Origin of the sequence: Nitrospira sp. ND1 (assembly GCF_900170025.1) — a bacterium.
Lineage (GTDB): Bacteria > Nitrospirota > Nitrospiria > Nitrospirales > Nitrospiraceae > Nitrospira_A.
On the sequence record NZ_FWEX01000006.1, the window covers coordinates 411,082 to 435,943 of the forward strand.

The window sequence follows — 24,862 nt, forward strand, 5'->3', positions numbered from 1 at the left end:
GGAAGGAAGGAGCAGGAGTTGTATGGTACCTGAGATGGTGAAGCCCATCGAGATTCTGCTGGTCGAGGATAATCCGGGCGATGTTCGGCTGACGATGGAAGCACTGAAGGAAGCCAAAGTCGTGAACCATCTGACCGTGCTGAAGGACGGTGAGGAAGCATTGACCTATCTGCGACGACAGGGTCCCTACGCCCACGCGACTCGCCCCCACCTGATCCTGCTCGACTTGAATCTGCCTCGAAAAGACGGTCGGGAAGTGCTGGCTCAAATCAAGGCCGAGGAGCCGCTGAAACGCATTCCGGTGGTCGTGCTGACGACCTCAGAGGACGAGCAGGATGTCCTGAAGAGTTACAACCTTCACGCCAACTGCTATATCACGAAGCCGGTGGATCTGGATCAGTTCATTCGGGTGGTGCGATCCATCGAAGATTTTTGGCTCGGGATCGTCGTCTTGCCGGTCCCACCACAAAACGGAACCAGGTGAGCACCGGTCCCGCACATATCCTGCTGGTCGAAGACAATGCCGGCGATGCTCGTCTTCTGAGGGAACTCTTGACGGAAACCGGCGCCGGCCGGCTCACCCTCACGCATGTCGACCGGCTCGATGCCGCCATCCGATGCCTGACTCAGGCCGCGTTCGACATCATTCTCCTGGATCTCTCGTTGCCGGACAGCCAAGGGGCCGAGACCCTAGTCAGGATGCACGCGGCGGCGCAGGGGATTCCAATCGTGCTGGTGACCGGACGGGAAGATGAGGAATTGGGACTACAGCTCATCCAGGCAGGCGCCCAGGACTATCTCGTGAAAGGACAGACGACCGCCCCGCTCCTGGCACGCGCCCTGAAGTATGCCGTCGAACGCAAGCGGCTGGAAGAAGAACTGCGGCAGAAAACGCGCTTTCTCCAGTCCGTGCTGGACAACATGGCCGAGGGCGTGGTGATGGCCGACGAAAGGGGAACGTTCCAAGTGTGGAACCAGGCCGCTGAACGTATCATCGGAAGCGGTCCTGCCGACATAGGAATCGGAGAATGGTCCAAGCATTACGCGCTATTTTTACCGGACAGGGTCACACCATTCCCGACCGATGACCTACCGCTGGCACGAGCGATCCGTGGAGAATCCGTGACCGATGTCTTGATCTTTTTTCACCGGCCGCATTGGCCGGGCGAAGCCTGGCTCAGCGTGACGGCCAGACCGTTGCTGGATGACACCGGGCATCTCAGCGGAGGGGTTGCCGTCTTTCGAGACATCACCGCTGCAAAGCGAACCGATGAAGCGCTCCGGGACAGCCAAGAACGGTATCGACTGCTGGTCACTAAAGCCAACGACATCATCTATAGAACGGATGCATCGGGTCGGTTCACCTTTGTGAACCCGGTCGCCATGCGCATCATGAAATATACGGAACCGGAACTGTTGGGGCGTCGGTTCATCGAGTTGATTCATCCCGATCATCAGCCCGCGGCCGAACGATTTTACGGACGGCAGTTCGTCCGTAAACAACCAAGCACCTATTACGAATTTCTGGCCCTTGCCAAGGACGGGAGCGAAGTGTGGATCGGCCAGAATGTGCAAGTTCTTTTGGAGGAAGGCCAGGTAGTCGGGTTCCAGGCGGTGGCCCGCGACATCACGGACCGCAAACGGGCGGAGGAGGCACGGCTGGAGAGTGAAGAACGGCTGCGGTCGATTGTGCAATCAACCGGCGACGCGATTATTCTGATGGATACCCGAGGGCAGGTGGCCTTCTGGAACAGCGGCGCTGAAAAGATCTTTGGTTATACGGCCGAGCAGATGTTGGGGCAACCGGTAACCCGTATTATTCCACAACGATTCCGCGAGGCGCACCAACGAGGCGTCGAACGGGTTGCCGCCGCCGGACGATTGACCTTACAGGCAGACATGTTTGAACTGATCGGTCTGAGGAAAGACGGAACTGAGTTTCCGTTGGAGTTCAGTCTGGCGGCTTGGACAGCCAAGTCCACACTCTTCATCACCGGCATCATACGCGATATCAGCGAGCGCCGGCAGGCAGAGACGGCACTGCGAGATAGCGAAGAACGATTTCGAGCGATCATGAACAATAGCCCAGCCCTGATTTTCATCAAAGACCTTGCCGGACGCTATCTCCAGGCGAACCGTCAGTTTGAAATCATTTCCCATTTGTCCCACGAGGATCTCGTCGGTAAAACCGACGAGGAAGTCTTCCCTCCGGAACAAGCCGCCGTATTTCGAGACAACGACCGCAAGGTCTTGGAGACCGGAGAACCCATGAGATTCGAAGAATCGGCGCTCCATGACGACGGCCTCCACACCAGCATCGTCGTCAAGTTTCCCCTCCGCAATGCCCAGAATCGTTGTTACGCCCTGTGCGGCATCGCAACCGATATTACGGATCGAAAGCGAGCCGAAGAAGCCCGACAACAGCTCGCCAAGGATCGTTTGCTGCTGCTGGAGTCCAGCGGGGAAGGGATTTATGGCATCGACCGTGAAGGTCGCTGCACATTCATCAATTCAGCTGCAGCGCGCATGCTGGGCTATCTCCCGGACGAGCTCCTCGGCCAAGATATGCATGAGCGCATCCATTATTCCTTCACGGGTGGCACCGCATACCCCCGTGCGGCCTGCCGTATTCAAGAGACGCTCGAGCGCGGAAAAGGGTGCAAGGTGGATGACGAAGTGTACTGGCGCAAGGACGGGACGGATTTTCCGGTGGAGTACTCTTCGTTTCCGATCATCGAACAAGAGCAGATCATCGGAGCCGTGGTGGTGTTTCTCGACACCACCGCGCGCAAACGGGCCGAACAACAGCTCACCCTCTCGCACGATCAACTCAGAAAACTGACCGCGCGGCTCGAATCAGTTCGGGAAGAGGAGCGAATTCTGATCGCCCGTGAGATCCACGACGAATTGGGGCAAGCGTTGACAGGCGTGAAACTTGACCTCTGCCTGTTACGCGACCAGATCTCCGAAGTCTCTCCTGCGATGATGAAAAGGCTGGAGTCGATTTCCACGCTGGTCGATGGCACGATCCAGTCGGTTCAACGCATCGCCACAGAATTACGCCCTGTCGTCCTCGACCAACTCGGCCTCATCCCTGCCATCGAATGGCAGGCCCATGAATTTCAAGCACGCACAGGGATTCAATGCACGCTCGACGTCTATCTGCGCGCTATCACGTTGTCTCATGCCGGGTCGACGGCCATGTTCAGAATTTTTCAGGAAATCCTGACCAATGTGGCTCGCCATGCCCAGGCGTCGATCGTCCATATCACTCTTCAAGAGCAGGCCGGCAGCCTTGTGCTTGACGTGCGCGACAACGGGCGCGGCGTCACCGATGCTGAATTGGCCGACCCGCATTCCCTGGGCCTGGTGGGAATGCGGGAGCGAGCCCTGCTTCTGGGAGGTGAAACCATCGTCACAGGGAGTCCTGGGACAGGCACGGCGGTGAGGGTCCGGATTCCTCTTGGTCAGCCATAGTCGGCCCGACGCCGGAACGCAACAGGGGGCACTGCGCGTTCAACCTCTCAGGCGCGATAGCGGAAGGAGGAACAGGTTGTGACAAGAATTCTCGTTGTGGATGATCACGCCGTCGTCCGACAGGGCGTCAAACAAATTCTCAGCGAACAGTTCCATGGGGCCGTCCTCGGCGACGCTCAAAACGCGGAGGAGATGATCGCGCAGGTAGGGAAGCACAGCTGGGATATTGTGATTCTCGATGTCGGCATGCCCGGGAAGAGCGGGCTCGATGCGCTCAAAGAGCTCAAACAGGCCCGGCCGAAACTCCCCGTCCTCGTCCTGAGCGGTTATCCGGAAGACCAGCTGGCATTACGAATGTTGAAAGCCGGCGCGGCCGGCTATCTGTCGAAAGACAGTGCGCCGAACGAATTAGTGCAAGCTCTCCGGAAGATCCTCGGCGGCGGAAAATTCGTCAGTGCCGCAGTGGCGGAACTCCTGGCCCTGAATCTGGAGAGTGATTGGGAGAAACCGCTGCACGAACAATTGTCTGATCGCGAGTACCAGGTCATGTGTTTAATCGCGGGGGGGAAAAGCTTGAAAGACATCGCGGATGATTTGTGCGTCGGTGTCAGCACCATCAATACCTATCGGGCGCGCATCCTCGAAAAAATGCAACTGAAGAACAACACCGAATTGACGCATTACGCGATAGAACATCGTCTCGTCAACCGGCTCATCAGGTGAAATCCTTCCTCTCTGTCATCATTGCCTATCCGTTCCCGCTCCACAAACTCCCTTCGTAGCATAAACGTCGACACGGGCCGCACAGGAAACGGCGACGCGTAAATTGCGTAAAAGGCTATGCTTTTCTGAACCTGCTTCCGGTACAGATAGCACTGACGGTGCGATCTGGTTGCGAGACCGTTCGCACCGTCATTCGCAAGAGAGGACCGGGTGGCATGGTTGGGCTGGTCCCTCCTTACAACTCAGACGATGACCGGTCAGAGGGGGATGACATGACCGAGCTCTATGAGACAGAGGCCCTCATTATCCGAGAGCTGGAACAGCAGGGCCCCTGCAGATTGGATGCACTGGCCTATAGATTCCCCGCCTGCACCTGGAACCAGATATTCATCGCAGTCGATGCCCTGTCGCGGGAAGGAACGATCTCTCTCCAACCGCGCGCTGGGTGCCAATACCTGGTTTCTCTCGCGTCTGTCCACGCACACACCTTGCACCACTTCGATCCCGACAGGCGTGTAGCGGAAACCCGGCAGCACACCGGCCGTTCGTACGGGAGATAAGAGGGAGGTCGACACATGAGCGCGACAATGAACAGTACCAAACAGACCGGAAGATCCCGTGTCATGATCGTCGATCCTGAATGGCAATTCGGACTCAAACTGGCGGATTGCCTCGCGACCAATGGGTACCATGCAGTTCTCGTTCGAGACCTTCAATCCATGCTCACCGAGCTCGGGGAGATACAGCCGGAGGCCATCCTGCTTAGTTCGGACTCTTGCGATGAGAAACGGGGGACCGCTGAACTCGATACTCTTCGAGCCCTCAACGTCCTCTGCCCACAAGCGCCGATCTTGACCGTCGTCGAACCGATGCGAGACGCGTTGGGTACTCTTTCTCCGCCAATAGACGCTCGTCCACGTCATCAGGCTCCGCTCGTGCACAATCGCGTCGAGGAGTTGCTGCGAGCAAATCTCGGTATTCCATGTGTACGCGCATCTCTGACGTGATGCGCTCATCTCGGGAAGAACACCACTCACTCGGACTCAACAGGGAGGTTCAGTCATGGCACAGCGACGGTTAAGGTCAATCGAAGACAGCGTCCGGATACCGAGTCGATCCACGAAAGAGATGGAGACCTCGGCACGACAACGGTCGGGTCCTGAGAGCTCGCCGCAGCAGGCCGACAACGAAGCGACGACCGAAGAAATCAGGACGCGCATCGAGAAGTTGGCCTATGAGCTCTATCAGCAACGAGGGCGGCAGGACGGGCACGACCGTCAAGACTGGCTGGAAGCCGAACGATTGACACTGACGGAACCGACGCGCGCGCGCCACGACAGAACTGACCGCCTCCCGACCTCTGTCCAGGCGTCACGCGTGGGACGATGAGAAGGTCGCACACGGAAGATCCTGCACGGAGAACAGTACGATGCGCTGCCCAACCACCAACTGCGGCCAACTAATGGCATCTGATTATCGTGCAGGCTATGACGCACACACTGGTCTTGAATGCCTCCAGTGTGGACACTGCGGACATCGTGGGATGAGGGCACGAGAAGGGCTGCAGCTGTTGTTCTCCGGGCAGCATGAATATGTCTTCAGCTATGGTCCGTCCCTCTCGTACCTCAAGGTCGTGCTGTCGACGGTTGCGCTGAATCTGTTCAGCACCCATGGCCTGGAACCGGTCCGACTGGCAACCCACGTCGCCGAATGGGCACTCCTGATGGGGCAGGTCTGTGGCACGGTTCGCCCTTCAGGTGACCTCGTCCCGTCCAGTTGTTACGAGTATTGCCGACGACAGGCGGTGACCCATTCCGGCGTCTCACCGCGCTAAGGCTACGGATTCGAGGACTGATTGATTCACGAACGCGGCTCGGGCTCTGCCCTCATTACCATCGCGATCGTCAGCCAGAATCAGCTCCTGCGGCTTGGACTGCAAGCCGTCATCGCACCGCACGCGCACATCCGGCTGATCGGAGAGGCGACGAACATGCTGCAGGCGGTGAGCATCGTCACGCAAGAGAAGCCACAGCTGCTCATCATTGAGCTGCAGCCCGGCATGGACATCCTCGGGCTGGTTCGAAAGGTGAAGGCTTCGCTTTCGACCATACGAATCATCGCCCTGCATGGAATTGAAGACAGTCGAGCCGGGCTGGAAGCCTTGTCGTCCGGAATAGACGGCATGGTGTTGACCACCCAGCCGGGAGTCGTGCTGCTTGCCGTCATCGAGTATCTCTGTCGGCGTCCGGCGAACGTGGCGCGCTGTCATCCTTGCGACGCAAGCGCGTTGGAGACAACCGGCTCAGCAGGCGGCTTCGAGGACCGGATCCCCGTTCTGCCGAATTGGTCCGAGGACCTCACGAAACGTGAGCATGACATCATCACCTTGATTGGAGAGGGCCTGTCCAACAAAGATATCGCCTGCCGCCTCAGCATTTGCAGCACGACCGTACGCCATCACCTCACCAGCATTTTCGGCAAACTCGATGTGCACAGCCGCCAGCAACTCCTGATTCGAGCGCACAAATACGGCCTGGTCAAACTCCACGCGAATGGGACAGCCGCTCGCGCACACCTCGTAGCGGGTTCGGAGCAGTCAGCCTGAGAGCGTCGGAAAGCTCGTCCAGCCCATTCATCGTCGGCATGAAGAGCAACGAGCCGTGCCATGAGGAACCTCGTTGCGGAGCATCCAGCGGATATGAACCGACTGCAGACCAGGGAGACAGTGACTGACGGCCCAGGAATCGCTCTGTCGAGCACTTAGGCAATGACTGCCTTCTGTTTGAGATATTCCATGAGATCGGAAAACGAACCCTCGCGAAGGATGCGCGTGAATTGCGCCTGATACTTCGCCATGATGCTGGCCCCGTCGATGCTGATATCATTGACAAGCCAAGCCCCGGATCGCCGAACCACTTGAAATTCGATCCGTGTGTCGACTTCCTGGCCGGCAGGCGCAATCATGACTTGTGCTCCGTCGGCATCGTTTCCTTCAGCGAGATAGACCACTTGGGCCGCAGAATAGTCTCGCAGGTGGTCCGCCAGATCATCGCGTAACACCTGCACAAAGAGTCGCACAAACTGCCGGCGCTCTGCAGCATTCGACTTGATCCCGGTCTCCCCCAGCGACCGTTCGGCCATTTCTTCATAGTTGAAGGCCCGCCGGACCACCTGCTCGATTTCCCACTGACGCTGCGCAGAGCGGCTCGCATCCTTCAACTCCGTCAGGATATACAACATGTCCTTCATCGTGCGCTCGACGACCTCCGTAGGCGTCTGTGCAGCCCACGAAGAGGTGGCATGACCGGATACCGCCACCAACATCACCGCGAGTAGCCACACGATCACCCCCCGGACGGACCTCGAAGTCGAGGGACAAGGATGGCTCAGGCCAACAAATCTGTGCTTCATACATTCTGCCTTCCAATAACTTCTGCCAATGATCGTTCATGGTACCGGCCGTCAAAACCGAGCGTCAAGCACGTGGATATACCTGCGTTTCAGCCGCCAAAGGATCAGGTACTGAAGGAGCCGGCTATTGCGCCGAACGGTAACGACGCGCCATTGAGAGATTTTATTTTCCTCTCTGCGGCACCTTCGGTATACTCGCGCCATGTCCCTTCCACGAATGCCCCTCCTGCTGCTGAGTCTCTCCATCCCTGCCCTCTTTTCAGGCTGCGAAACAACCGACAAAATGCTCGGCGCCGCCGAACGGGCTGTCGGCAGCAGCACAGGAAGAACCGTCCTGGATATCGTCGGCGGCAAGGATCCGGCTGAAATCGCCAGGCGGCGTGTCGAGAATTATGGGCGGGACCCCCAAGCTTTATTGCGGGACCTTCGGTCGATCCAGCGGGACTTCCAAGCGCTCATGGCGGCGTTGACCGGAGAAGTCGGGAAAAAGTGGGGCACCAAGGAAGTGAAACTGCCCGAGCAGAAGAAATATGTGAAATACACGCAGAATTACCGCAGTCGCGCCATCGTGGATTTCGATGCGGGCAATATCCTGGTCGAGACGCTTGACGAGAAGGATCCGCGGGCCAGCCTGAAGAATGCCGTCGTCACCACCCTCCTCACTCCCAACGATCCTCGCAGCGTCGATCTGTTTACGGACAAAGAAATCACCCTGACCAGTGACAAAGAGCCGTACCTTTTGGGTCTCGTGCTGGATCAAGCCGGCAAGCCGGTGCGCACACCCGCGGAAGCGGAACAGTTCGCCGACACACTCCTCTCCAAGAGCACGACCACCCGGAAGGTCGGGCAAGAAGAGGGACCGAAAACCGCCCACATGGTCACCATCTCGATGGTCACGAATTTCTCGCACAAACAGGCCGAGAAATACCGCGCGGTCGTCGGACAGTTTGCGGAGCGCTACCAAATCAGTCCCAGCCTTGTCTTTGCCATTATCCGCACCGAGAGTAACTTCAATCCCTTTGCCGTCAGTTCTGCGCCGGCTTACGGATTGATGCAATTGGTCCCCACCAGCGGAGGGCGGGATGCGTACCGCAAGGCAAAAGGTGAAGACAAGGCGCCCTCACGCGACTACCTCTTCGATCCGGACAACAACATCGAATTGGGCACGGCCTATCTCAACGTGCTGACGTACGCCCAATTGGACGATGTCACCGACCTGGTCTCGCGTGAATACTGCGTGATCTCAGCCTATAACACCGGCGCCGGCAACGTCTTCAAGACATTCTCCAAAGATCAGCGGAACGCGTTGCAGCAGATCAATGGATTACAACCGGCCGCACTCTATGACCGCCTCCGTACCGGACTCCCCTACCAGGAGACCCGCGACTATCTCGCGAAGGTCGTCGGGTTTCGAAAGCAATTTGTGAGTCTCGGCGATACCGCCGCTAAATAACCACGCACCGGTTCCGACAATTCTCCCAAACCAGTGATGGTTGGATTCTTGCCTTCCGGCGCCCGCTTGTTTACAACAAGTCAGGCAACGGGTTTTTCAAGGAGGAGCACCGCGAACTCATCACCTGACAAGAGCACTGCATTCGGCATCCTCGGCGCCGCCTTCGCCCTACTGTGCATCGCGCTGGTCCCGTTGATGACGGTTGAGATCCCGCCGCTCGTAGACTATCCCAATCACCTGGCCCGCATGCACATCCTAGCCGATGGCGGGCATTCCCCCTGGCTTCGCCAATACTACGACATCCACTGGGACCTGCTTCCTAACCTTTCGATGGATCTGGTGGTGCCGCCGCTTACCCGGATCATGTCGGTTGAACAGGCAGGCAAGATGTTCATCGCGCTGACATTCGCACTGCTGGCGGGCGGCACGATGGCGCTTCACGCTGCCCTGCATCGACGCTGGTCTCCCTGGCCACTCCTGGCATTTTTCTTTCTCTATAACAGTGTCTTCCTGTGGGGCTTCCTCAACTATCTCTTCGGGCTCGGACTGGCTCTGTTCGCCTGCGCCCTGTGGGTCAGGCTCCGCACTCGTTCCGCGCTCCTGGTCGTGCCGTTGTTTTCACTCACCGCCGTCATGTTGTTATTCGCCCACCTCTTCGCATTCGGCAGCCTCGCGCTGATCGTGTCGACCTATGAGCTCTCTCAATGGTGGCGTCTGCGAGACGAGGCCATTCACCCTGCCAACGCCGCCTGCTGGAAGGCCGCTCCGGCACTCATCATTCCACTCATCATCCTGACACTGACCCCGACCTTCAAAGTGGCCCCCGAAGACTATCCCTTGTGGCTCAGAGGATCTTCCCCGCCCCCACTCATCTCCTTTCTTTCTCCCGTAACAAAACTCGAAGCCCTGAAAGGGACCATCCGAACCGAACACCGGCTCTTAGATCGCGTCACCGTTCTCATGCTGGTCGGGCTGGTCGGCATAGGGTTGGTTCGGCGACGTTGCTCCATCCTGCCGTCGATGTTCCTCCCGCTCGGCGCAACCGCGCTGGCCGCCATGGCGATGCCTAATACGATCGGCACAACCGCGGTGGTCGATATACGAATGCCGATCGTCTTCGTCTTACTCACCGTGGCGAGTTCGGATTGGCGCGAAATCAGCCGAGGATGGTTTCTTCCGGTGGCACTGGCCCTGAGCACGGTATTCGCGGTGAGGATGGGCTACATCACCGAGCACTGGCAGAACACGGCACACCACTACCGACAGTTCAAACAGACCCTTGATCAGCTGCCGGAAGGAGCGCGCCTGCTGTCGGCCATTAAAATGGCCTCCTATGACAACTGGTCTCCGGCAGAAGGCCAGATACCTGAGCCCATGCCCATGGTAAACCTGTCCTGCTGGGGAGTCATCCGGCGGTCGGTCTTCGTCTCGAACCTCTTCGCCGCACCGGGCCAGCAACCGGTCCGACTCACGCCGGCAGTCCATGCACTGCTGACGGTAGAAGAATTCCTCTTTCGCGCGGCGCCGATTCCCTGGGACCAGCTCCGCGCCCAGTACGACTACGTGGTCGTCCGACGCACCCAACGCTTGCGCCCCCCCCCTCCTGCCGACTTCGTTCCATTCGGCTCAGGAGACGAGTTCCAGTTTTATCGTACCGGAAGGGTACAGCCCTAGCGCACGGCCGACAGGGCAATCCCGATTGCTCACCGAGCCTTGACTTTCCAGGTGTAGGACGAGGTGACGGCATAATTCCATACCGTCCCCACAAGAATGCCTGCCAGGGCGGACAATCCCCAATGAAATTGCTGCGTGAACAGATACGACGCAACCCCCACATTTCCGACAGCGCCAAGACTACACACCAGGACGAACGACAACCACCCTCGCAACCACTGCCACCCTCGTAGCCGCTGGTCCCGATAGGTAATAATGTTGTTCAAGATGAAATTACTCGTCATCGCGAGCAACGTGGCAATACCCTGCCCCCAGGCAAAGGGCACCGCCAACCAGCGATACAGCACCCACAACAGACTGAAGTGGATCAGGACGCCGGAGCCCCCCACGAGGCAAAATGTCACCAGGCGCACAGGCACAAACCGGCCGATGGACTTATCAAGCAGCAGCATGACGTAGTCCCACGCCACCTGGCTGTCGAGCTTGCTCTCCCCGGCTTGTCTCGACCTGAATTCATAGGGCAGTTCTATGAACCGCAACGGATGCGGGGACGAGGCCAACACATCCAGCAGGAGTTTAAAACCCATCCCGGACGTCCGTCTCACCAGCCGCTCGAACACCTCTCTGCGCATGGCAAAAAAGCCGCTCATCGGGTCCGTCAATCCGGCAGGCACCAGTGGGCGGCTCAACCGCGTAGCCCATCGACTGGTCAAGGCCCGCATGCCATCCCACTCGCCGATGCTGCCACCCGCCATGTACCGGCTCCCGACCACGATGTCGTACCCACCCTGCAATAAGACCTTGAGCATGTCGGGGAGCAATCGTTCGTCGTGCTGAAGGTCGCCGTCCATCACGGCCACAACCGGTGCGGAACTCGACAACATCCCTTCGATACAAGCTGAGGACAACCCCCGACGTCCAATCCGATGGAGACAACGCACCCGATGGTTGGCGCAGGCCTGCGCGCGCACCACTGCGGCAGTCTGGTCCGGAGAGTCGTCGTCGACCACGATAAGTTCCCACTCTACCCCAACCAGGCAGGCGTCCAGAGCCCCCACAAGCCGGGGGATATTGTCCCGTTCGTTAAATGTCGGCACGATGATGGACAGGACAGGCCCTTGCACTACTACCCTCTCAATGGCTTTCGCGAAGCATCAGAGACACCTGCCGGCCCGGACCGTGATCGACGCCGGGCTTTGTCCATCAGGCCGAGAACCAGCTCGAAGAAGACAGCGAAACGCTTGCGACGCAATGGTACTCTTACAATCCGATGACCAGCCTCACCGGCGGGACCCGTTCGGCAAGGCCAAACGACAATTCACCTCTGACATCGTCCGGATTGTAGTAGGTTCCGAACAGCCGGTCCCAAATCGTGAGCAACGCGCCTAGATTTGTCCGTTGATGAGCAGGATCTGTGCTGTGATGGATCTGATGGTATCGCGGGGTCACAAACACCCATTCCAGCCAGGACGACCTCCAGGTGACATTCAGATGCATCCAATTGTTCCGCACAATGTGCTCTACCATGATCACCTGAAATGCCCATGCCGAAGCCTCATGCAGTAACGGAAGGGCGATGATATACGTCAGGTTGAACAGAGCGATATGCGGAATGGTGGCGCGGATTCCAGAAAGCCAGTACAGGGAGGTGGGGGAATGGTGCCAACGGTGGATGCGCCACACCGGCTTGGTATGCATGAGCCGATGCACCCAATAGAGCCCGAAATCTTCGACGATATAGAAGAAGGCCAACTTCACGACCGTGGGCAGATTGTACAGGACCGCAGGCATATAGTTCGGGATCGGAATCCGATCCGTCGCCTGTACCACGGCAAGGAACGATACATTGTACAAACCTAACGCGATCAGATCCCGCCAGAATACAGACCGGTAGGCAATCGGACGTGCAGGAAATCGCCACTCGGCGAGAAAACATAGGAGCCCGATACTCCAGAACAGCAGATAGGGATACAGCGCCTTGTCCATAGGCCTCCGTTCGCCTCCCAAGCCTCACGAGGAACCTCCTACGCGCCTTATTCCGAAACTGCTCCCCGCCATGTTCGCCGGCATCGGGGCGGGCGCTTGCGCCCCTTCAGTACCGCCGGATTTTACACTTGGCCTACCCTACCGAAAACCTCCGCAGTTGCGAAACCCTTTGTAACTTTCCGCATCTCCGCTCTCGGCGGCGACCTGCCGCATGCCGATCGACATGCTTCGTAGACGCCCACATCGCAGACAATCGATCGGCACCATTGTTTTGCCCGTTACAACTCATCGGGCCAACGATCAGCACCGTTTTATTTCACGCCGTCACCGTGAATAGAAACGGTGTACTCCGCACCACATGAGCGCCTGCATCAACTTTTCGCACTAATTCAATGCGTTGGCAATCTTCGCCCTATTCACCCGTAAAGGCACAGGTATTGCTCTACCTACGAGCAAATCGTGGCTCACTAACCATGCACACCATCCACCCGGCAAATTTCTGCCGGATAGACCTCAAGGAGGAGGACAACATGAAGCGACACATCGCAACCTATTCCGCAATCGTGCTGGCCTGCAGCTGGGCCTTACTCGGCCCCGCTCCCACCCAGGCAGCCGCCGACAACATTGAGCCGGTGACCTGGAGCAACAGTCAAAAATCTTCCGTCTGGGCGGAAGAACTGCTGGGCCAGGTTGTGACCTACCAAACACTCGCCGAGAAGAGCCTGATCCCAGGAAATTTTGAGGCCTATGTGGAGCAGATGCGTAAAGTGCGCGAACTGTACCGCACGGGAAACCGGCGAGCCACCTACGACGGCGTGAACCAACTCATGGTCATGCTGGAAGCCAGGGTCGGAGGAATCGATGCACACAGCGCCGACGCCTTGTGGGACTTCTGCTATCGCGTTACCCCGGATGAATACCATGCACGCGATCGCCATATCCGGGCAAAGGGGGCCGATGAAGTAAAGAAACACGAAGACTTTATGCGGGACATGGAAGAAAGAGCGTCAATGGCTTTCTAAGCCCCATTGGCTTCATCGAACTGTGGAATCTGCGGCGGGCCGACCATCCACCCGAGGCCGTCGGCCCGCCGCCCCGCACCAGTGAATGGAGGATTCCGATGCTCCATGATCTTCGATGTTACGATCTACGCTCACGAGAACCGTCCTGCTGGTGTGTGTCATCCTGCTTGAGAGCACAGGCGCAACCCTTGTCTTGCCTCCGGTGTGGGCAGAAAGCGAACGCGCCGGATATGGGCCTGCCTCACCAGGCTTGTCATCGTCACCCGTGCGCCCTCGGTTTGAACCGGATGACGCGGTATCCTCGCCCCTCGGGTCGTCCTTCGATCTCCAGCATGTCTGGATGCGCGCGGATCTCCGGGTGAGACCTGAATGGCGCAACGGCGTCTGCTTTGGAGGCGGCCCCCCGATCGCCGGCGCCTGCAACAGTCTCGATCAATTCGGGTCCGGCACAGGAGCTCATAGCGGTCGTCATGCCGGCGATTTCTTCATCCAGCAGTGGGCACGCATTGGCCTGGGCTATGATCCTTCCCCCAATGTAAATTTTTATGTCGAGCTACAAGACTCCGCCACATGGGGGGGGAATGGCGACCCCACCGGAAGGAATCAAGTGAGTGACGCGAGCACTCATAATTGTGGGATCCAGCTAGCGGGACAATGCCGCTTAGGCATTCGCGCCGGCTATATGCTGGTCAGGAACATCGCCGGTATCGATGGATTCAGCGCCAAGATCGGCCGGCAGTATGTCGTCTTCGGCAACCAACGACTCTTCGGCCATTTCGACTGGGCCAATACCGGCTATTCGCACGACGGCATCATGCTGAGTTATGCGACCGCCGCCTTCGATACGAAACTGGGCTGGTTTCGAAATTCCGAAACGGACTTGGGGCAGGCGAGCCCGGGTGGAAGCCTTACACCAAACCTGTTGACATGCAACCCGGAGGCAAACTCCTCGGCCACCTGCAATCCGGCCCTTGCGCAACATGCGACCGACGCGGGCAGCGACGTGGATCTGGTGGTGTTCTACAGTCAACTCCGCAGCATCCCCCGCATGATCGTAGAGCCCTACTATGTCCTGTACTCGAACCGTCTTCCGGAGCGGGCCAATCCCGGCCAATACTTACCCAAATCGGCCTCTCAGTTACGGCACATGGTCGGCCTCCGCATTGAGTTCCGGGACGGCAATTGGGATTTCACCCATGAAGCGGCCTATCAATTCGGCCGTAGCGCCGATGGATTCGATTTCGACAACCGGCGCAATCTGCGTATCAATGCCTGGGCTTCCGGGACGTGGCTCGGCTACACATGGTACACCCATCGTTGGAAGCCCCGGGTCGCCATCGGATTCGACTACGCCTCCGGAGACGGCGACAGCAACTGTGTCCCCCCCGGCGGAAACCTGGCACGCAGTTGCGGCGGCAATGCCAACACATTCGAGAATTTTTTCCCGACCAATTTTCTGCACGTCGGCTACATGCTCAACGGCGCCTGGCGCAATAGCGTCCAGCCGCAGGTGAATGTCCAGGCTCGACCGACCGCTCGAGACCATATCGAACTCTGGGCGCTGCGCAAGTACTTGGCAAGCGCCCGAGACAATTGGTACCGTGGATCACAAGGGCCGTTGATTTTCTCCGCGTCTGACAACCGGACGACTCACATCGGCGATGAACTCGACATCGCATGGAGCCATATGTTTGCGGACGGTACGGTCTCACTGTCAATCATCTACGGCCACTTCTTTTCGGGCTCCTATATCAAGCACCAGCTCGGTACCGCCGCGGACCAGGACTGGGGCATTGTGCAACTCTGGACGAATTTTTAGACGACTATGCAACGCGCCACACTGAATTTTGAAACGCTGCTGGAAGTAACCAACGCCCTGAACTCGCAACGGGGCATCGACAGTCTCTGGCGCGTCATCGCCGATCAAATTCGAAAAGTGATCCCTTGGGATAGGGCCGGGATTACGCTCTACGAATCACAGACCGATTCCTTTCGCTTTTATGCCGTCATCACCAACATGGCGACTCCGGCCCTGGCGCACGATAGCGTCATTCCACGCAAGGGCAGCGCAGTCGGTTGGGTCCATGATAACCGTCGCCTGCATATCAGAGAGGATCTCCAGAAAGAACAAGTCTTTCTGGAGGATCGGTATTACGTGCAGGAAGGTTTGGGACGAATGATTAATCTGCCCTTGCTCGTCCGGGAACATTGCCTCGGCACGTTGAACATCGGCAGCGTTCAGACCGGGCATCTCGATCAGGACGATTGTAAATTTCTCCAGCAAGTCGCCACCCAGATCGCATACGCGATCGACCACGTATTGGCGTACGAGCAGATCCAGCAGCTGAGTGACCGCTTGCGTCGAGAAAATGAGTATCTCGCAGAAGAGGTCAAAGCCAGCCGCAATCTGCGCCTGGTTGTGGGAACCTCTTTGTCCTTCAGAAAGGTGGTCGATCTTTTGAAGGCTGTCGCCCCGACAGACACGACGGTTCTCCTCCTCGGAGAAACCGGCACTGGCAAAGAAGTCCTGGCCCAGGCTCTTCACGATTTGAGCCTCCGCAGCCACACGCCCTTTATTCGCGTCAACTGTGCAGCCCTGCCATCAGGACTCATTGAAAGTGAGTTGTTTGGCCACGAGAGGGGCGCATTCACCGGCGCGCAGCTACGAAGAGCCGGGCGATTTGAACTGGCCCACACCGGCACCTTGTTCCTGGACGAGATCGGTGAAATGCCGTTGGAAACCCAAGCGAAGTTGCTCCGAGTGTTGCAAGACGGTATGGTCGATCGTATCGGAGGAACCCAACCCGTCGCAGTGGACGTTCGACTGGTCGCTGCCACCAACGCCGACCTCCAGGCCGCCGTTCGACAGGGGACGTTTCGCGCAGACCTGTTCTACCGCCTTCATATTTTCCCCATCGCCCTGCCGCCCTTACGGGAGCGGCGGGAAGACATTCACCTGCTTGCGCAGCATTTCCTGGCGCAGATCGGGGGCAAGCTCAAGCGGGCACATCTCGCCTTTGATCCACAATCGATGGCGCGGCTCCTCACCTACAACTGGCCCGGCAACGTGCGTGAGCTTCAAAATGTGATCGAACGCGCCGTTATTCTTTCCGGCTCCTCCCAAGTCACCGTAGACGAGATGTTGCTCCCGGTCGTGCAGGCCGTTCACAGCCCCTCCAGCAGCCAGCCAGTCAGCTTGGGGGATCTTGAGCGCCACCACATCATCGAGGTGCTGGAACGGACGAAATGGCGAATCTATGGCGAGCAGGGGGCCGCGCATCTGCTGGGACTCAACCCCGAAACGCTGCGGAGCCGCCTGAGAAAACTTGGGCTGCGACGGCCGGCTGGCATATCGCCGGAACCTACGGCTCTCCCCTAACCCATGGAGATTGCTGGACTGACGGTGGAACCTGCCCTTGTCGAGTTCCCCCTCTGCGACGCAGTATGACAACGCGCGCTCCAGCCGAAGCCGGGTCATGCTTCCGCCAATCAGCTCATTTGACCGGACTATGGAAAGCATGATAAATTGCTGAACCGTACGAGCCCCGAGCGAAATCCCACGCTTCGCGTTTCCGCCCCTATCACGGCGCGATCGCTTCCTTAACTTACGCTCCTCCTACGGCCCATTTCCCCCATTCAGCGGACAAGGAAATGGGCAAAGCAGTGGTCCGAACCGCATGCCCGACCCACTGCAACCAGTTTGATGGCCTGGACATCGCCATCCTGTTGTTCGCCGAAAGGAGTGTACGATGAAAATTACGTCCGTCTGGCGCGGCAACAAACCCAATCATAAGAAAAAGCGCACGGTCCCGAAGCTCAGAATCCGTTGGACACAGCTCGGACTCGTGGATCCCTCTGTGGACTCGCCGGAGACGCCGATGGATGAAATCCGTCGTGCGGTCACGAACTTGGCCAGTTCAGGGTTCGGTGCGGAGACCCGTGCCCGCTCAGAACAGACCCAGGCACGCCCTGCGCGTGCCCATGCCCGTACCAGTGCCACTCGCACCACTCGTCGACCGTCCGGATCATAACCAGGCAGGCCTATTCGATCACCGATCAGGGAAGACGAATAGAAGGAGGGAACCATCGCACGAGCAGGCAAAACCACCATCGCGAAACGCGATCGAGAAAAAGCGAAGCAAGTGAAGCAGCGCGAAAAAGAAGCCCGCCGGGTCCAGCGCAAAGCCGAAAAACCCGAGCGCACGGTGACATCGGGGGGAGATGATCCTGACCTGGAAGGGTTGCAGTGGGGCCCCCAGGAACCCCTGTACTGAACAGGGGTTCCTGGGTACTCCCGGAACACTCGGCCGGCTTAGGATGCCTTAATTACAAAGCGGTCTTCACCGAACACACCGCGGAGTTGCTTGCTGACCAGCGAGCGATATTCGCCCTTCTCCTTGGCCATTCGCACTAACCCCTCGGCATCCGTCAGGATCAAGAGATCTTCCTCGGCAATCAACACCCGATCTCCCTTTCCAACGTTAATTCGATACTGAGTCCGACCATCGGGATTCCGACTCGGGCCGTTCACAATTTCAGTCAATCCGTCGATATGCCCCTTCTGCCCATCCAATCGATGCTGTACCATCGTTCCATCAGGAATTCTGACCCACTGACTGGCGGCCCGAGGCGCATCTTGATTCTGATCGCTCACCTTCATTCCTCCCTTGCTACGTATGCGCGGAAAAATTAAGACTTTGGCCCAAGATCACTTCCGTTCTTGATTCCCCCATTGGCCTCCCGGGGACCTCCGTCGGCGCTCTGACTCCACACCTGAGAAGATCCGCCGCGTCGGCGTCGACGCTCCGGTTCGCTCCGTGGCGCATGGCCGTCCGATCGAGGTGAGGCGCTCATCGAAGCCGGGCTCCCCTCGGCGCGCGGCACCGCCTGCCCAAGTAAACGCTCGATCGCCCGCAATTGCTCCTGGTCCTCGGACGTCACAAACGTGGTAGCGCGACCGGTCGTCCTCATCCGGGCTGTCCGTCCGATCCGGTGCACGTAGTCTTCAGGACAATTCGGCACGTCGTAATTGATCACGTGGGCGATATTTGCCACATCAATGCCACGTGCGGCAATATCCGTGGCCACCAACACTCGATAGGTACCTCGGCGGAACCCTTCCAACGCCGCGCGGCGTTGCGGCAGGGTCCTTCCGCCATGGAGCACCGCGACGCGGTGACCGGCCGAATCGAGCAGATTTCCCAATCGATCCGCACGATGTTTCGTCCTGGCAAACACCAGCACGGTATCGGACTCGGACTGGAGCAACGACATCAACAGCCCGTTCTTACGATCGTGCGTGGTGTGGTGCACGGCTTGAGTCACACCGTCCGCTGTCGTCGCCGATTTCGTGACCATAACCCGCACCGGGTCTTTCACGCTGGCCTGCGCCAATCTGGCGAGATCGTTCGGCATCGTCGCGGAAAACAGCAACGTCTGCCGCTCTTCCGGCATGGCATCCAGAATCTGATTGATCTGCTGGGCAAATCCCATATCCAACATCCGATCGGCCTCGTCTAGGACCAGAATGGACATGGCAAGCAGGCTGATCGTGCCGTTCCACATATGATCGAGCAACCGCCCCGGAGTCGCCACGATAATGTCGGGACGCTGCCGCAGCCCTCTCACCTGAGCCTGCATATCGGCTCCGCCCACCACCGTCGTGGCAAACAATTGCAGATCGCGACCCAACGTATCGATCGTCGCTTGAATCTGTATCGCCAACTCGCGTGTCGGCGCTAAAATGAGCGCGCGAGGCTGCCCTTTCGGGGTCCCGCTGAGACGCTCCAACATCGGAATCACAAAGGCCGCAGTCTTTCCCGTTCCGGTCTGCGCGCATCCCAAGACATCCCGGCCGGCCAACGCATGGGGAATGGCTTGAGCCTGGATGGCGGTCGGTTCAGCAAAACCTGCCTTAGTCAGATTTCGCAACAGGGTGGGAGACACACCAAGGGAGTCAAAACTCGTAAACGCAGTCGTCTGCACGCAGCTATCCTTTCGTTGTGGATCGCATTAAGACGGGATCAGAGAACCGAGGGGAGGGTGAATCCGGAAGGAGTCAGCTCCAAACTGGACCTGGTCGCGATGCGATCGCGCGGTCCACGTTGAGGAGGTACAGCATTGGTGGACCGATACAATGCTGCAGTAGATCCTCACTCTACCGCATGGTGCCCCTACCGGTCAACAGGCCTGCGAGTTCCGGCAACCTACCGGCACCAAGACGGGGCTTGCCGCAAGGCCGAAATGCCTTATACTACGGTCAACAACGGGAGGCCCGCGGTGCGTACGACACTGATTGCATTCGCTCTGTCCCTGAGTAGCTTTCTGTTTACTCTGTCCTCGCATGCGGCGGCGGAAAACTCCGGCACGGCAAAGAGCGGATCCGACCAGAACCTGACCCTCGACGATATCGGGCGAGGCTTGAAGAGTGCGGCGAAAAACATCGAAGAAGAAATTCCGAAAATCGGACCGGCGATCGGTGGAACCTTCAAGAAAGTAACGGGCGGCGGCAAAGAAAAATCTCCACCCAAGCCTTCCGTTCAGAACACGACCAAGGATAAGAAGTAACGCTGACACGCACCAGACTTCTGAAATGAGACGGTTGATCCCTATCGTGTTCCTACTGTCCGTACTGATACAGACCGCTGGCTGCCTCTCTGCTCGGGCACCGGCCTGTTTACCGGGCGAGCATCCTGCGGTGCTTGAGTCGCTGTATTTCGGGACGGCCAAGCCCGGGGGAATCGTCAGTCCTGAGGAATGGACGGCCTTCGTCAAGGACATTGTCACACCGGCATTTCCGGAAGGCCTCACCTCATGGCAGGCGTCCGGTCAGTGGCGAAAGAGCACCGGCGCGATCGAATACGAGACCTCACGCATTCTGCAGCTGACTCACGAACAGAATATGGCCAAAGAAGCCGCGATCCAACGCATCATGATCACGTACCAGCATACCTTTCAGCAAGATGCAGTCATGAGAGTTCGCTCTCCGGCCTGTCTCTCATTCAAAGGGTAACTCGTGCTCGCTGCACGTTCCTACCGATCTTTCTTCCCATGGCCCTTTCCGATCTTTCCGACCTCGGTCAAGATTTCCTGAAGCAACCTGCTGCTGTTCAAACCTCCGGATTGCGCAAGCCCTGAACTCCCGACACCGGCGCTTTGAACGGGAGGCACTGCCGGCGGAGGCAAGACGGTCGGCACACCGGTGGAGGTTCCACTTACAGACACTTGGCTTGGCGTTTGACTAAAAGTGACGACCGGGAGCGCGATACTGGTTGCGAGAATAGTTCCCTTGGTCGAGGGACCGGGAAGCTCCTTCTCCCCTCCAGCAGAAGAAGCCTGCCGAATCTCTTTTTCCAGTTCAAGTGCGTGCCCGACCTGTGTTCCGACGATTTGCCGCGTGACAGGACTAGGAAGGGCTCGATGCTCCTCTCTTACGGCAAGAGGCTGCGGAACGTGAGAGCCCTCTTGGAGCTCGGAAAGAGAAGTCACCATCCCGCTTCGCAATGCGAACTCCGTCCCTGCTTTAAGGGAAAATGCCTTGCGGTCTCCGGTCAATGGCTCAACACGAGCCTGCCCTTCCAACACCCGCAACGTATCGCCCGGAGGCGCGGTGACCAGCCGAGCCAAACGTGATTGCCGCTCTCCCCCCAATACCGTCGCCTCCATAATGCCGCCACGGCTGACGACGCGTGCCAGCGGTGTCCAGAGCGTCAGAGTATCGGTCATTCTCCCCGCGTTGTAGGACAATGCGATCCTGACCTTACCCTGGGGCAACAAGAGTTCCGTTTGTCCACGGTGCAATTCCTGAACGTTCATTCGCGCGCCTTCATTCAACGTCAGCACTGCACGATGATCCCACAGCAGGGTCACTTGCTCTCCTGTTCCAACCCGCAACTCCTCCCCCGCAGAGATGACGTCACCGACGCTCAAAACTCCACTCGAGGTGATGGCAGGAGAAACGATCCTCACTGGGGTTCCGACGATCCCAATCACGACTCCTCTCGCCTGACCTTCACCGGACATAGACTGCGGCGGCTCCTCCGCCCATGCCACCGTTGACATACTTAAAAGAAGCATCACGCTATAACCGAACACATGCGAGCGTATATCGACGATTCTCATTGGACCACACTCCCTGGAATCACCCTGTTCAAGAACGGGTTAAAACGAACGCTCACGGTTCAACGCATATCTTGCAAATCGTTTACAGCAGCCACTTTGCGGCCATGCTGACTCGGAAAACAGGCGAACAGTGGCGTATAGTAGGTGGCTCGCTGCGCGCAGGTCAAGCGGCCGGTATGCATGAGAAATTACGGAGCCCGGAACGGGGAACCAACTCAATGATATGCACGACACAGCAGAGAGGCAGGACTTCGAACGGCACGCACCCGCAGTTCAGCTTTCTTCTTATGATGATCCTCATCCTGATGGCAATGGCCGTGTCACCTGGCTCCGCCCAGGCTCAAGAAGCCGATGCGGAGGTGTTAGTTGCCGAGGGAATCTTGGCCTACGATGGCAAACGTTATGACGAAGCTGCCGCCCTCTTCTCTAACGCAGTCAGGACCGATCCGCGCAATGCGCGCGCTCTACTACTTGGCGCTCTGTCATCTGGCGCGGGGGCAGGCGGAGCTAGCAATCGCGCCTCTCACTGCTCTGCACACCCTTCGCCCATCCGACCCAGAAGCCACCTACCAATTGGGCGTCGCCCATTTCGCCACGAAACACTATGACAAGGCCGCGCCCCTTTTGGAGGACGTGTTTCGATTGGAGCCGGATCGCGAGAACCTCGGATTTTATGTGGGATTTTTACGCTATCGGCAGAAGAACTATAACGGCGCGGAGGCGGCATTGAGCGTCAGCCGCTCCGCAGATCAAGACATCCGGCAATTGACCATGTTCTATCGAGGCCTCGTGCTGGGGATACTCGGACTCTCAGATCAGGCGCAGGCCGAATTGGCGTCGGCGCAGCGGATGCAACCCACTTCTCCGATCACCGGCGCATCTGTACGCATTCAAGAAGCCCTCACGGCAACAACACGAGTCACGGACCCTCAACGGCTTCGCATGCAATTGGCGGTCGGAGGCTATTATGACGACAATGTCGCCGTCAATCCACGGAAGAGCAGCGACCAGGTTGCAGAACTGCTTCGCTCCCGTAACACCCAATCACCCGGGTTTGTCACGTCGTCGCGGGGAGATTATGCCTGGTATCGCAAAGGACCGATCGAATCAACCGTCACCTATTCCTATTACCAAACCGTAAATACCGATAGCGGCGCGGGAAGCTTCAACATTCAAGATCACCTCGGAGGCTTGTCAGGCGTCTATCGCGGCACCGTCGGCACGATGCCCTACGAGATCGGTGGTCAGTACAGCTACGATTACATGCTCCTCGGCCTCAAGGGATTTCTCTCCCGCCACACCGTGACCCTCCCTGCGACTTTCGTTCCGCCCGCGATCACGCTTCCAGCCCTCGGCCGCATGGACAACTTGACGACCCTGCTCTATCGCTTTCAGCGCAAAAGCTTCTTCACGGAGCCTGGCAACAGCGACATCCGGTTCGCTCCTGAGTCGCGCGATGCCTTCAACAATATGATCGGCGTTCTCCATGCCTTCCGGTTTCGACAGGACACCATCATTGTCCGTGTCGGCTACCAGCACGATACCGAAGCTGCCAGCGGATCCAGCTTCGCGTATTCCGGCAATCGGGCCCAGCTGGGCGGACAAACCACTCTTCCCTGGTATGATCTCAGTTTTCGAGTCGACTATGAAGTGCACTGGCGTGCATACAACCATGCGCAAGTCATTTTTCTCGACGATGCCGGCCAGTTGTCCCGGCGCCGGGATACCGAGCAGGATATTTTCGTTCAAATCGCCAGGCCGCTGTTTCGTAGCGTGACGGTAGCACTTCAATATCAAGGCGTGCTCAACGGTTCGAATATCCCCGTCTATGCCTATGACAAGAACGTGTTCACCACCCTGCTGACCTGGACGTATTAACACAATCGTGATCCCAGCCAGAGCCTCGATCACAACGACCGTGTTTCTACCGCCAGGGTGACCAACCAACTCGGCTCTGGCTTGGGCTCAAAAGGCAGGACCGGAACAGCATGCTATGAGCAGAGTCGCCACCGTGGTAAGAGACAGACTCTGCTCGCGATTTGAGAGAAGGCAGGCTAGATCTGGGTAGATTAATCCTCCGAAAGCAGGTCTTCAACCTCCCCTTCCAGGCAGGTCAAACTCGTCACCGTACGCTTTAAGAGTCTCGCACGGGCAGACAGGCCTCGCTTCCCCGTAATATCAGGCACCCTAGTTCAATCCAACCCGTAGGCAGGCGTGCCCGTCCTACGTTCCTCATCGGCTCAGCTCCACGTCCGATGCTGTTCGCTCACATGCTCACTGCCGTTCGCTTTCGCGATGACCCATGACACGTCGTCCGGGATCGACACGACCTTCAGTTGGGCACAATGGCCATTGGCCTCACCCTGCAATTCTTCGACCACCTGAACCAAGCGCTTGTCGTCGCGTGGAATCAACATGCCGCATTGGTTGAGGCTCGGCTCCTGAGGGCCGGCCGCTGAGGGCCAGTAGGCTCCCAGATCCGTCTCCTTGAGCGCATCCGGCTGACCCAACTCACGCAGACGCAAGAACGCTTTGTGGCTCAGGCAGAACTGATCGTAACTCTTATTGATGACGATTTTTCGCATAACGGGTACTCTCTTTCTGTTTCTTATCGCAAGCGAGGGCGCGACCCACCCATAGAAATCGACTTCCTGAACGGAGGTACCGAATTAGAATTAGACGGCCGGCTTTGGATCCTTATAGCCGATGTAATTTCCGCTCCAATGCGCATGCCGGCGGTCAGCCCAGAGGCTGACTTCATCTTTGTGCCCTTCACCATAACGCTTCTGAAGCACATCACCGAACTTCACCAGACTGCCCTGGATTTCGCCGAGATCGCTTTCAGTGATCTTGTCCCAGTTGGCCTTGAGGGGAACTTTGAGCTGCAGCCAGAACTGTTGGAACTGTTCCTGTGTCATTGCATTCTCCTTTATCGGTGGCGAGCACAGCGCCACACCGTTGTGAGGGCTGACACGCGCAAACGCATGCCGAGACC

The 24,862-nt window shown here is 58.0% G+C and carries 24 protein-coding genes; 16 read left to right on the plus strand and 8 right to left on the minus strand.

Annotation, left to right across the window (positions count from 1 at the left end; all coding sequences use genetic code 11):
- Positions 1-22: 22 nt before the first annotated feature.
- The 7 genes from NSND_RS06455 to NSND_RS06490 all read left to right on the plus strand — a co-directional run bounded on the left by NSND_RS06455 (position 23) and on the right by NSND_RS06490 (position 6,805).
- Entirely contained in the window at positions 23-484 is a 462-nt protein-coding gene (locus NSND_RS06455) for a response regulator (protein ID WP_080878215.1), read from the plus strand.
- Entirely contained in the window at positions 481-3,477 is a 2,997-nt protein-coding gene (locus tag NSND_RS06460; RefSeq protein WP_143833437.1) for a PAS domain S-box protein, read from the plus strand. The genes NSND_RS06455 and NSND_RS06460 overlap by 4 nt, the downstream gene beginning before the upstream one ends.
- Positions 3,478-3,555: 78 nt before the next feature.
- Complete coding sequence (locus NSND_RS06465) at positions 3,556-4,200, plus strand: response regulator (RefSeq protein WP_080878217.1); 645 nt, start codon at positions 3,556-3,558, stop codon at positions 4,198-4,200.
- 575 nt (positions 4,201-4,775) lie between these two features.
- On the plus strand, positions 4,776-5,207 hold the full coding sequence (locus tag NSND_RS06475; RefSeq protein WP_143833438.1) for a PleD family two-component system response regulator: 432 nt from the start codon (positions 4,776-4,778) through the stop codon (positions 5,205-5,207).
- Between the two features lie 55 nt (positions 5,208-5,262).
- Positions 5,263-5,589, plus strand: a complete 327-nt coding sequence (locus tag NSND_RS06480; RefSeq protein ID WP_080878220.1) for a DUF2934 domain-containing protein — start codon at positions 5,263-5,265, stop codon at positions 5,587-5,589.
- A gap of 154 nt (positions 5,590-5,743) precedes the next feature.
- Positions 5,744-6,034 carry a hypothetical protein gene (locus NSND_RS06485; RefSeq protein WP_080878221.1) on the plus strand — a complete coding sequence of 97 codons (291 nt, stop codon included), beginning with the start codon at positions 5,744-5,746 and terminating at the stop codon, positions 6,032-6,034.
- A 21-nt stretch (positions 6,035-6,055) separates the two neighbouring features.
- Positions 6,056-6,805 (plus strand): LuxR C-terminal-related transcriptional regulator, encoded by a 750-nt coding sequence (locus NSND_RS06490; RefSeq protein WP_080878222.1) that lies wholly within the window; start codon positions 6,056-6,058, stop codon positions 6,803-6,805.
- 155 nt (positions 6,806-6,960) lie between these two features.
- Here the strand turns inward: NSND_RS06490 and NSND_RS06495 are convergent, their stop codons facing one another.
- Positions 6,961-7,542, minus strand: coding sequence for a Tgt2/MlaC family protein (locus NSND_RS06495; RefSeq protein WP_159450664.1), 582 nt, complete (start codon positions 7,540-7,542; stop codon positions 6,961-6,963).
- 271 nt (positions 7,543-7,813) lie between these two features.
- On the opposite strand from NSND_RS06495, the gene NSND_RS06500 reads away from it, so the two are divergent.
- Positions 7,814-9,064: a murein transglycosylase domain-containing protein gene (locus tag NSND_RS06500; RefSeq protein ID WP_080878224.1), complete on the plus strand. Its 1,251-nt coding sequence runs from the start codon at positions 7,814-7,816 to the stop codon at positions 9,062-9,064.
- Between the two features lie 195 nt (positions 9,065-9,259).
- Complete coding sequence (locus NSND_RS06505; RefSeq protein WP_080878225.1) at positions 9,260-10,738, plus strand: hypothetical protein; 1,479 nt, start codon at positions 9,260-9,262, stop codon at positions 10,736-10,738.
- A gap of 29 nt (positions 10,739-10,767) precedes the next feature.
- Here the strand turns inward: NSND_RS06505 and NSND_RS06510 are convergent, their stop codons facing one another.
- Together NSND_RS06510 and NSND_RS06515 are read right to left on the minus strand one after the other, a co-directional pair.
- The gene (locus NSND_RS06510; protein WP_080878226.1) at positions 10,768-11,862 is read right to left on the minus strand and encodes a glycosyltransferase; all 1,095 of its coding nucleotides are present in this window, start codon (positions 11,860-11,862) and stop codon (positions 10,768-10,770) included.
- A 136-nt stretch (positions 11,863-11,998) separates the two neighbouring features.
- Positions 11,999-12,724, minus strand: a complete 726-nt coding sequence (locus NSND_RS06515) for a sterol desaturase family protein (protein ID WP_080878227.1) — start codon at positions 12,722-12,724, stop codon at positions 11,999-12,001.
- Positions 12,725-13,254: 530 nt separating this feature from the next.
- On the opposite strand from NSND_RS06515, the gene NSND_RS06520 reads away from it, so the two are divergent.
- The 4 genes from NSND_RS06520 to NSND_RS06535 all read left to right on the plus strand — a co-directional run bounded on the left by NSND_RS06520 (position 13,255) and on the right by NSND_RS06535 (position 17,777).
- The gene (locus NSND_RS06520) at positions 13,255-13,746 is read left to right on the plus strand and encodes a hypothetical protein (protein ID WP_080878228.1); all 492 of its coding nucleotides are present in this window, start codon (positions 13,255-13,257) and stop codon (positions 13,744-13,746) included.
- A gap of 115 nt (positions 13,747-13,861) precedes the next feature.
- A complete protein-coding gene (locus NSND_RS06525) occupies positions 13,862-15,565 on the plus strand; it encodes an alginate export family protein (protein ID WP_080878229.1) in 1,704 nt (567 codons plus the stop codon).
- Between the two features lie 6 nt (positions 15,566-15,571).
- Entirely contained in the window at positions 15,572-17,125 is a 1,554-nt protein-coding gene (locus tag NSND_RS06530) for a sigma-54-dependent Fis family transcriptional regulator (protein ID WP_080878230.1), read from the plus strand.
- 370 nt (positions 17,126-17,495) lie between these two features.
- Positions 17,496-17,777, plus strand: a complete 282-nt coding sequence (locus tag NSND_RS06535; RefSeq protein ID WP_080878231.1) for a hypothetical protein — start codon at positions 17,496-17,498, stop codon at positions 17,775-17,777.
- 281 nt (positions 17,778-18,058) lie between these two features.
- On the opposite strand, the gene NSND_RS06540 is transcribed toward NSND_RS06535, so the two are convergent.
- Complete coding sequence (locus NSND_RS06540; RefSeq protein WP_080878232.1) at positions 18,059-18,406, minus strand: hypothetical protein; 348 nt, start codon at positions 18,404-18,406, stop codon at positions 18,059-18,061.
- Positions 18,407-18,435: 29 nt separating this feature from the next.
- A complete protein-coding gene (locus NSND_RS06545; RefSeq protein ID WP_080878233.1) occupies positions 18,436-19,731 on the minus strand; it encodes a DEAD/DEAH box helicase in 1,296 nt (431 codons plus the stop codon).
- 294 nt (positions 19,732-20,025) lie between these two features.
- On the opposite strand from NSND_RS06545, the gene NSND_RS06550 reads away from it, so the two are divergent.
- Together NSND_RS06550 and NSND_RS06555 are read left to right on the plus strand one after the other, a co-directional pair.
- Entirely contained in the window at positions 20,026-20,313 is a 288-nt protein-coding gene (locus tag NSND_RS06550) for a hypothetical protein (RefSeq protein ID WP_080878234.1), read from the plus strand.
- A 130-nt stretch (positions 20,314-20,443) separates the two neighbouring features.
- A complete protein-coding gene (locus tag NSND_RS06555) occupies positions 20,444-20,758 on the plus strand; it encodes a DUF3574 domain-containing protein (RefSeq protein WP_159450665.1) in 315 nt (104 codons plus the stop codon).
- 20 nt (positions 20,759-20,778) lie between these two features.
- Here NSND_RS06555 and NSND_RS06560 read toward each other — a convergent pair whose 3' ends face one another.
- Entirely contained in the window at positions 20,779-21,615 is an 837-nt protein-coding gene (locus NSND_RS06560) for a hypothetical protein (RefSeq protein WP_143833439.1), read from the minus strand.
- A 642-nt stretch (positions 21,616-22,257) separates the two neighbouring features.
- Here NSND_RS06560 and NSND_RS06565 point away from each other — a divergent pair.
- Entirely contained in the window at positions 22,258-23,745 is a 1,488-nt protein-coding gene (locus NSND_RS06565) for a tetratricopeptide repeat protein (RefSeq protein WP_143833440.1), read from the plus strand.
- 362 nt (positions 23,746-24,107) lie between these two features.
- Here NSND_RS06565 and NSND_RS06570 read toward each other — a convergent pair whose 3' ends face one another.
- Entirely contained in the window at positions 24,108-24,452 is a 345-nt protein-coding gene (locus tag NSND_RS06570; protein ID WP_080878238.1) for a hypothetical protein, read from the minus strand.
- A gap of 90 nt (positions 24,453-24,542) precedes the next feature.
- Positions 24,543-24,785: a CsbD family protein gene (locus NSND_RS06575; RefSeq protein ID WP_080878239.1), complete on the minus strand. Its 243-nt coding sequence runs from the start codon at positions 24,783-24,785 to the stop codon at positions 24,543-24,545.
- Positions 24,786-24,862 lie beyond the last annotated feature (77 nt).

What these genes read in the sequence shown, in the direction of transcription:
- NSND_RS06575 (WP_080878239.1), bottom strand. Translation starts at nt 24,785, where the DNA reads ATGACACAGGAACAGTTCCAACAGTTCTGGCTGCAGCTCAAAGTTCCC.
- NSND_RS06505 (WP_080878225.1), top strand. Translation starts at nt 9,260, where the DNA reads ATGACGGTTGAGATCCCGCCGCTCGTAGACTATCCCAATCACCTGGCC.
- NSND_RS06455 (WP_080878215.1), top strand. Translation starts at nt 23, where the DNA reads ATGGTACCTGAGATGGTGAAGCCCATCGAGATTCTGCTGGTCGAGGAT.
- NSND_RS06515 (WP_080878227.1), bottom strand. Translation starts at nt 12,724, where the DNA reads ATGGACAAGGCGCTGTATCCCTATCTGCTGTTCTGGAGTATCGGGCTC.
- NSND_RS06530 (WP_080878230.1), top strand. Translation starts at nt 15,572, where the DNA reads ATGCAACGCGCCACACTGAATTTTGAAACGCTGCTGGAAGTAACCAAC.
- NSND_RS06570 (WP_080878238.1), bottom strand. Translation starts at nt 24,452, where the DNA reads ATGCGAAAAATCGTCATCAATAAGAGTTACGATCAGTTCTGCCTGAGC.
- NSND_RS06525 (WP_080878229.1), top strand. Translation starts at nt 13,862, where the DNA reads ATGTTACGATCTACGCTCACGAGAACCGTCCTGCTGGTGTGTGTCATC.
- NSND_RS06500 (WP_080878224.1), top strand. Translation starts at nt 7,814, where the DNA reads ATGTCCCTTCCACGAATGCCCCTCCTGCTGCTGAGTCTCTCCATCCCT.
- NSND_RS06480 (WP_080878220.1), top strand. Translation starts at nt 5,263, where the DNA reads ATGGCACAGCGACGGTTAAGGTCAATCGAAGACAGCGTCCGGATACCG.
- NSND_RS06475 (WP_143833438.1), top strand. Translation starts at nt 4,776, where the DNA reads ATGAGCGCGACAATGAACAGTACCAAACAGACCGGAAGATCCCGTGTC.
- NSND_RS06540 (WP_080878232.1), bottom strand. Translation starts at nt 18,406, where the DNA reads ATGAAGGTGAGCGATCAGAATCAAGATGCGCCTCGGGCCGCCAGTCAG.
- NSND_RS06565 (WP_143833440.1), top strand. Translation starts at nt 22,258, where the DNA reads ATGGCAAACGTTATGACGAAGCTGCCGCCCTCTTCTCTAACGCAGTCA.
- NSND_RS06520 (WP_080878228.1), top strand. Translation starts at nt 13,255, where the DNA reads ATGAAGCGACACATCGCAACCTATTCCGCAATCGTGCTGGCCTGCAGC.
- NSND_RS06535 (WP_080878231.1), top strand. Translation starts at nt 17,496, where the DNA reads ATGAAAATTACGTCCGTCTGGCGCGGCAACAAACCCAATCATAAGAAA.
- NSND_RS06485 (WP_080878221.1), top strand. Translation starts at nt 5,744, where the DNA reads ATGAGGGCACGAGAAGGGCTGCAGCTGTTGTTCTCCGGGCAGCATGAA.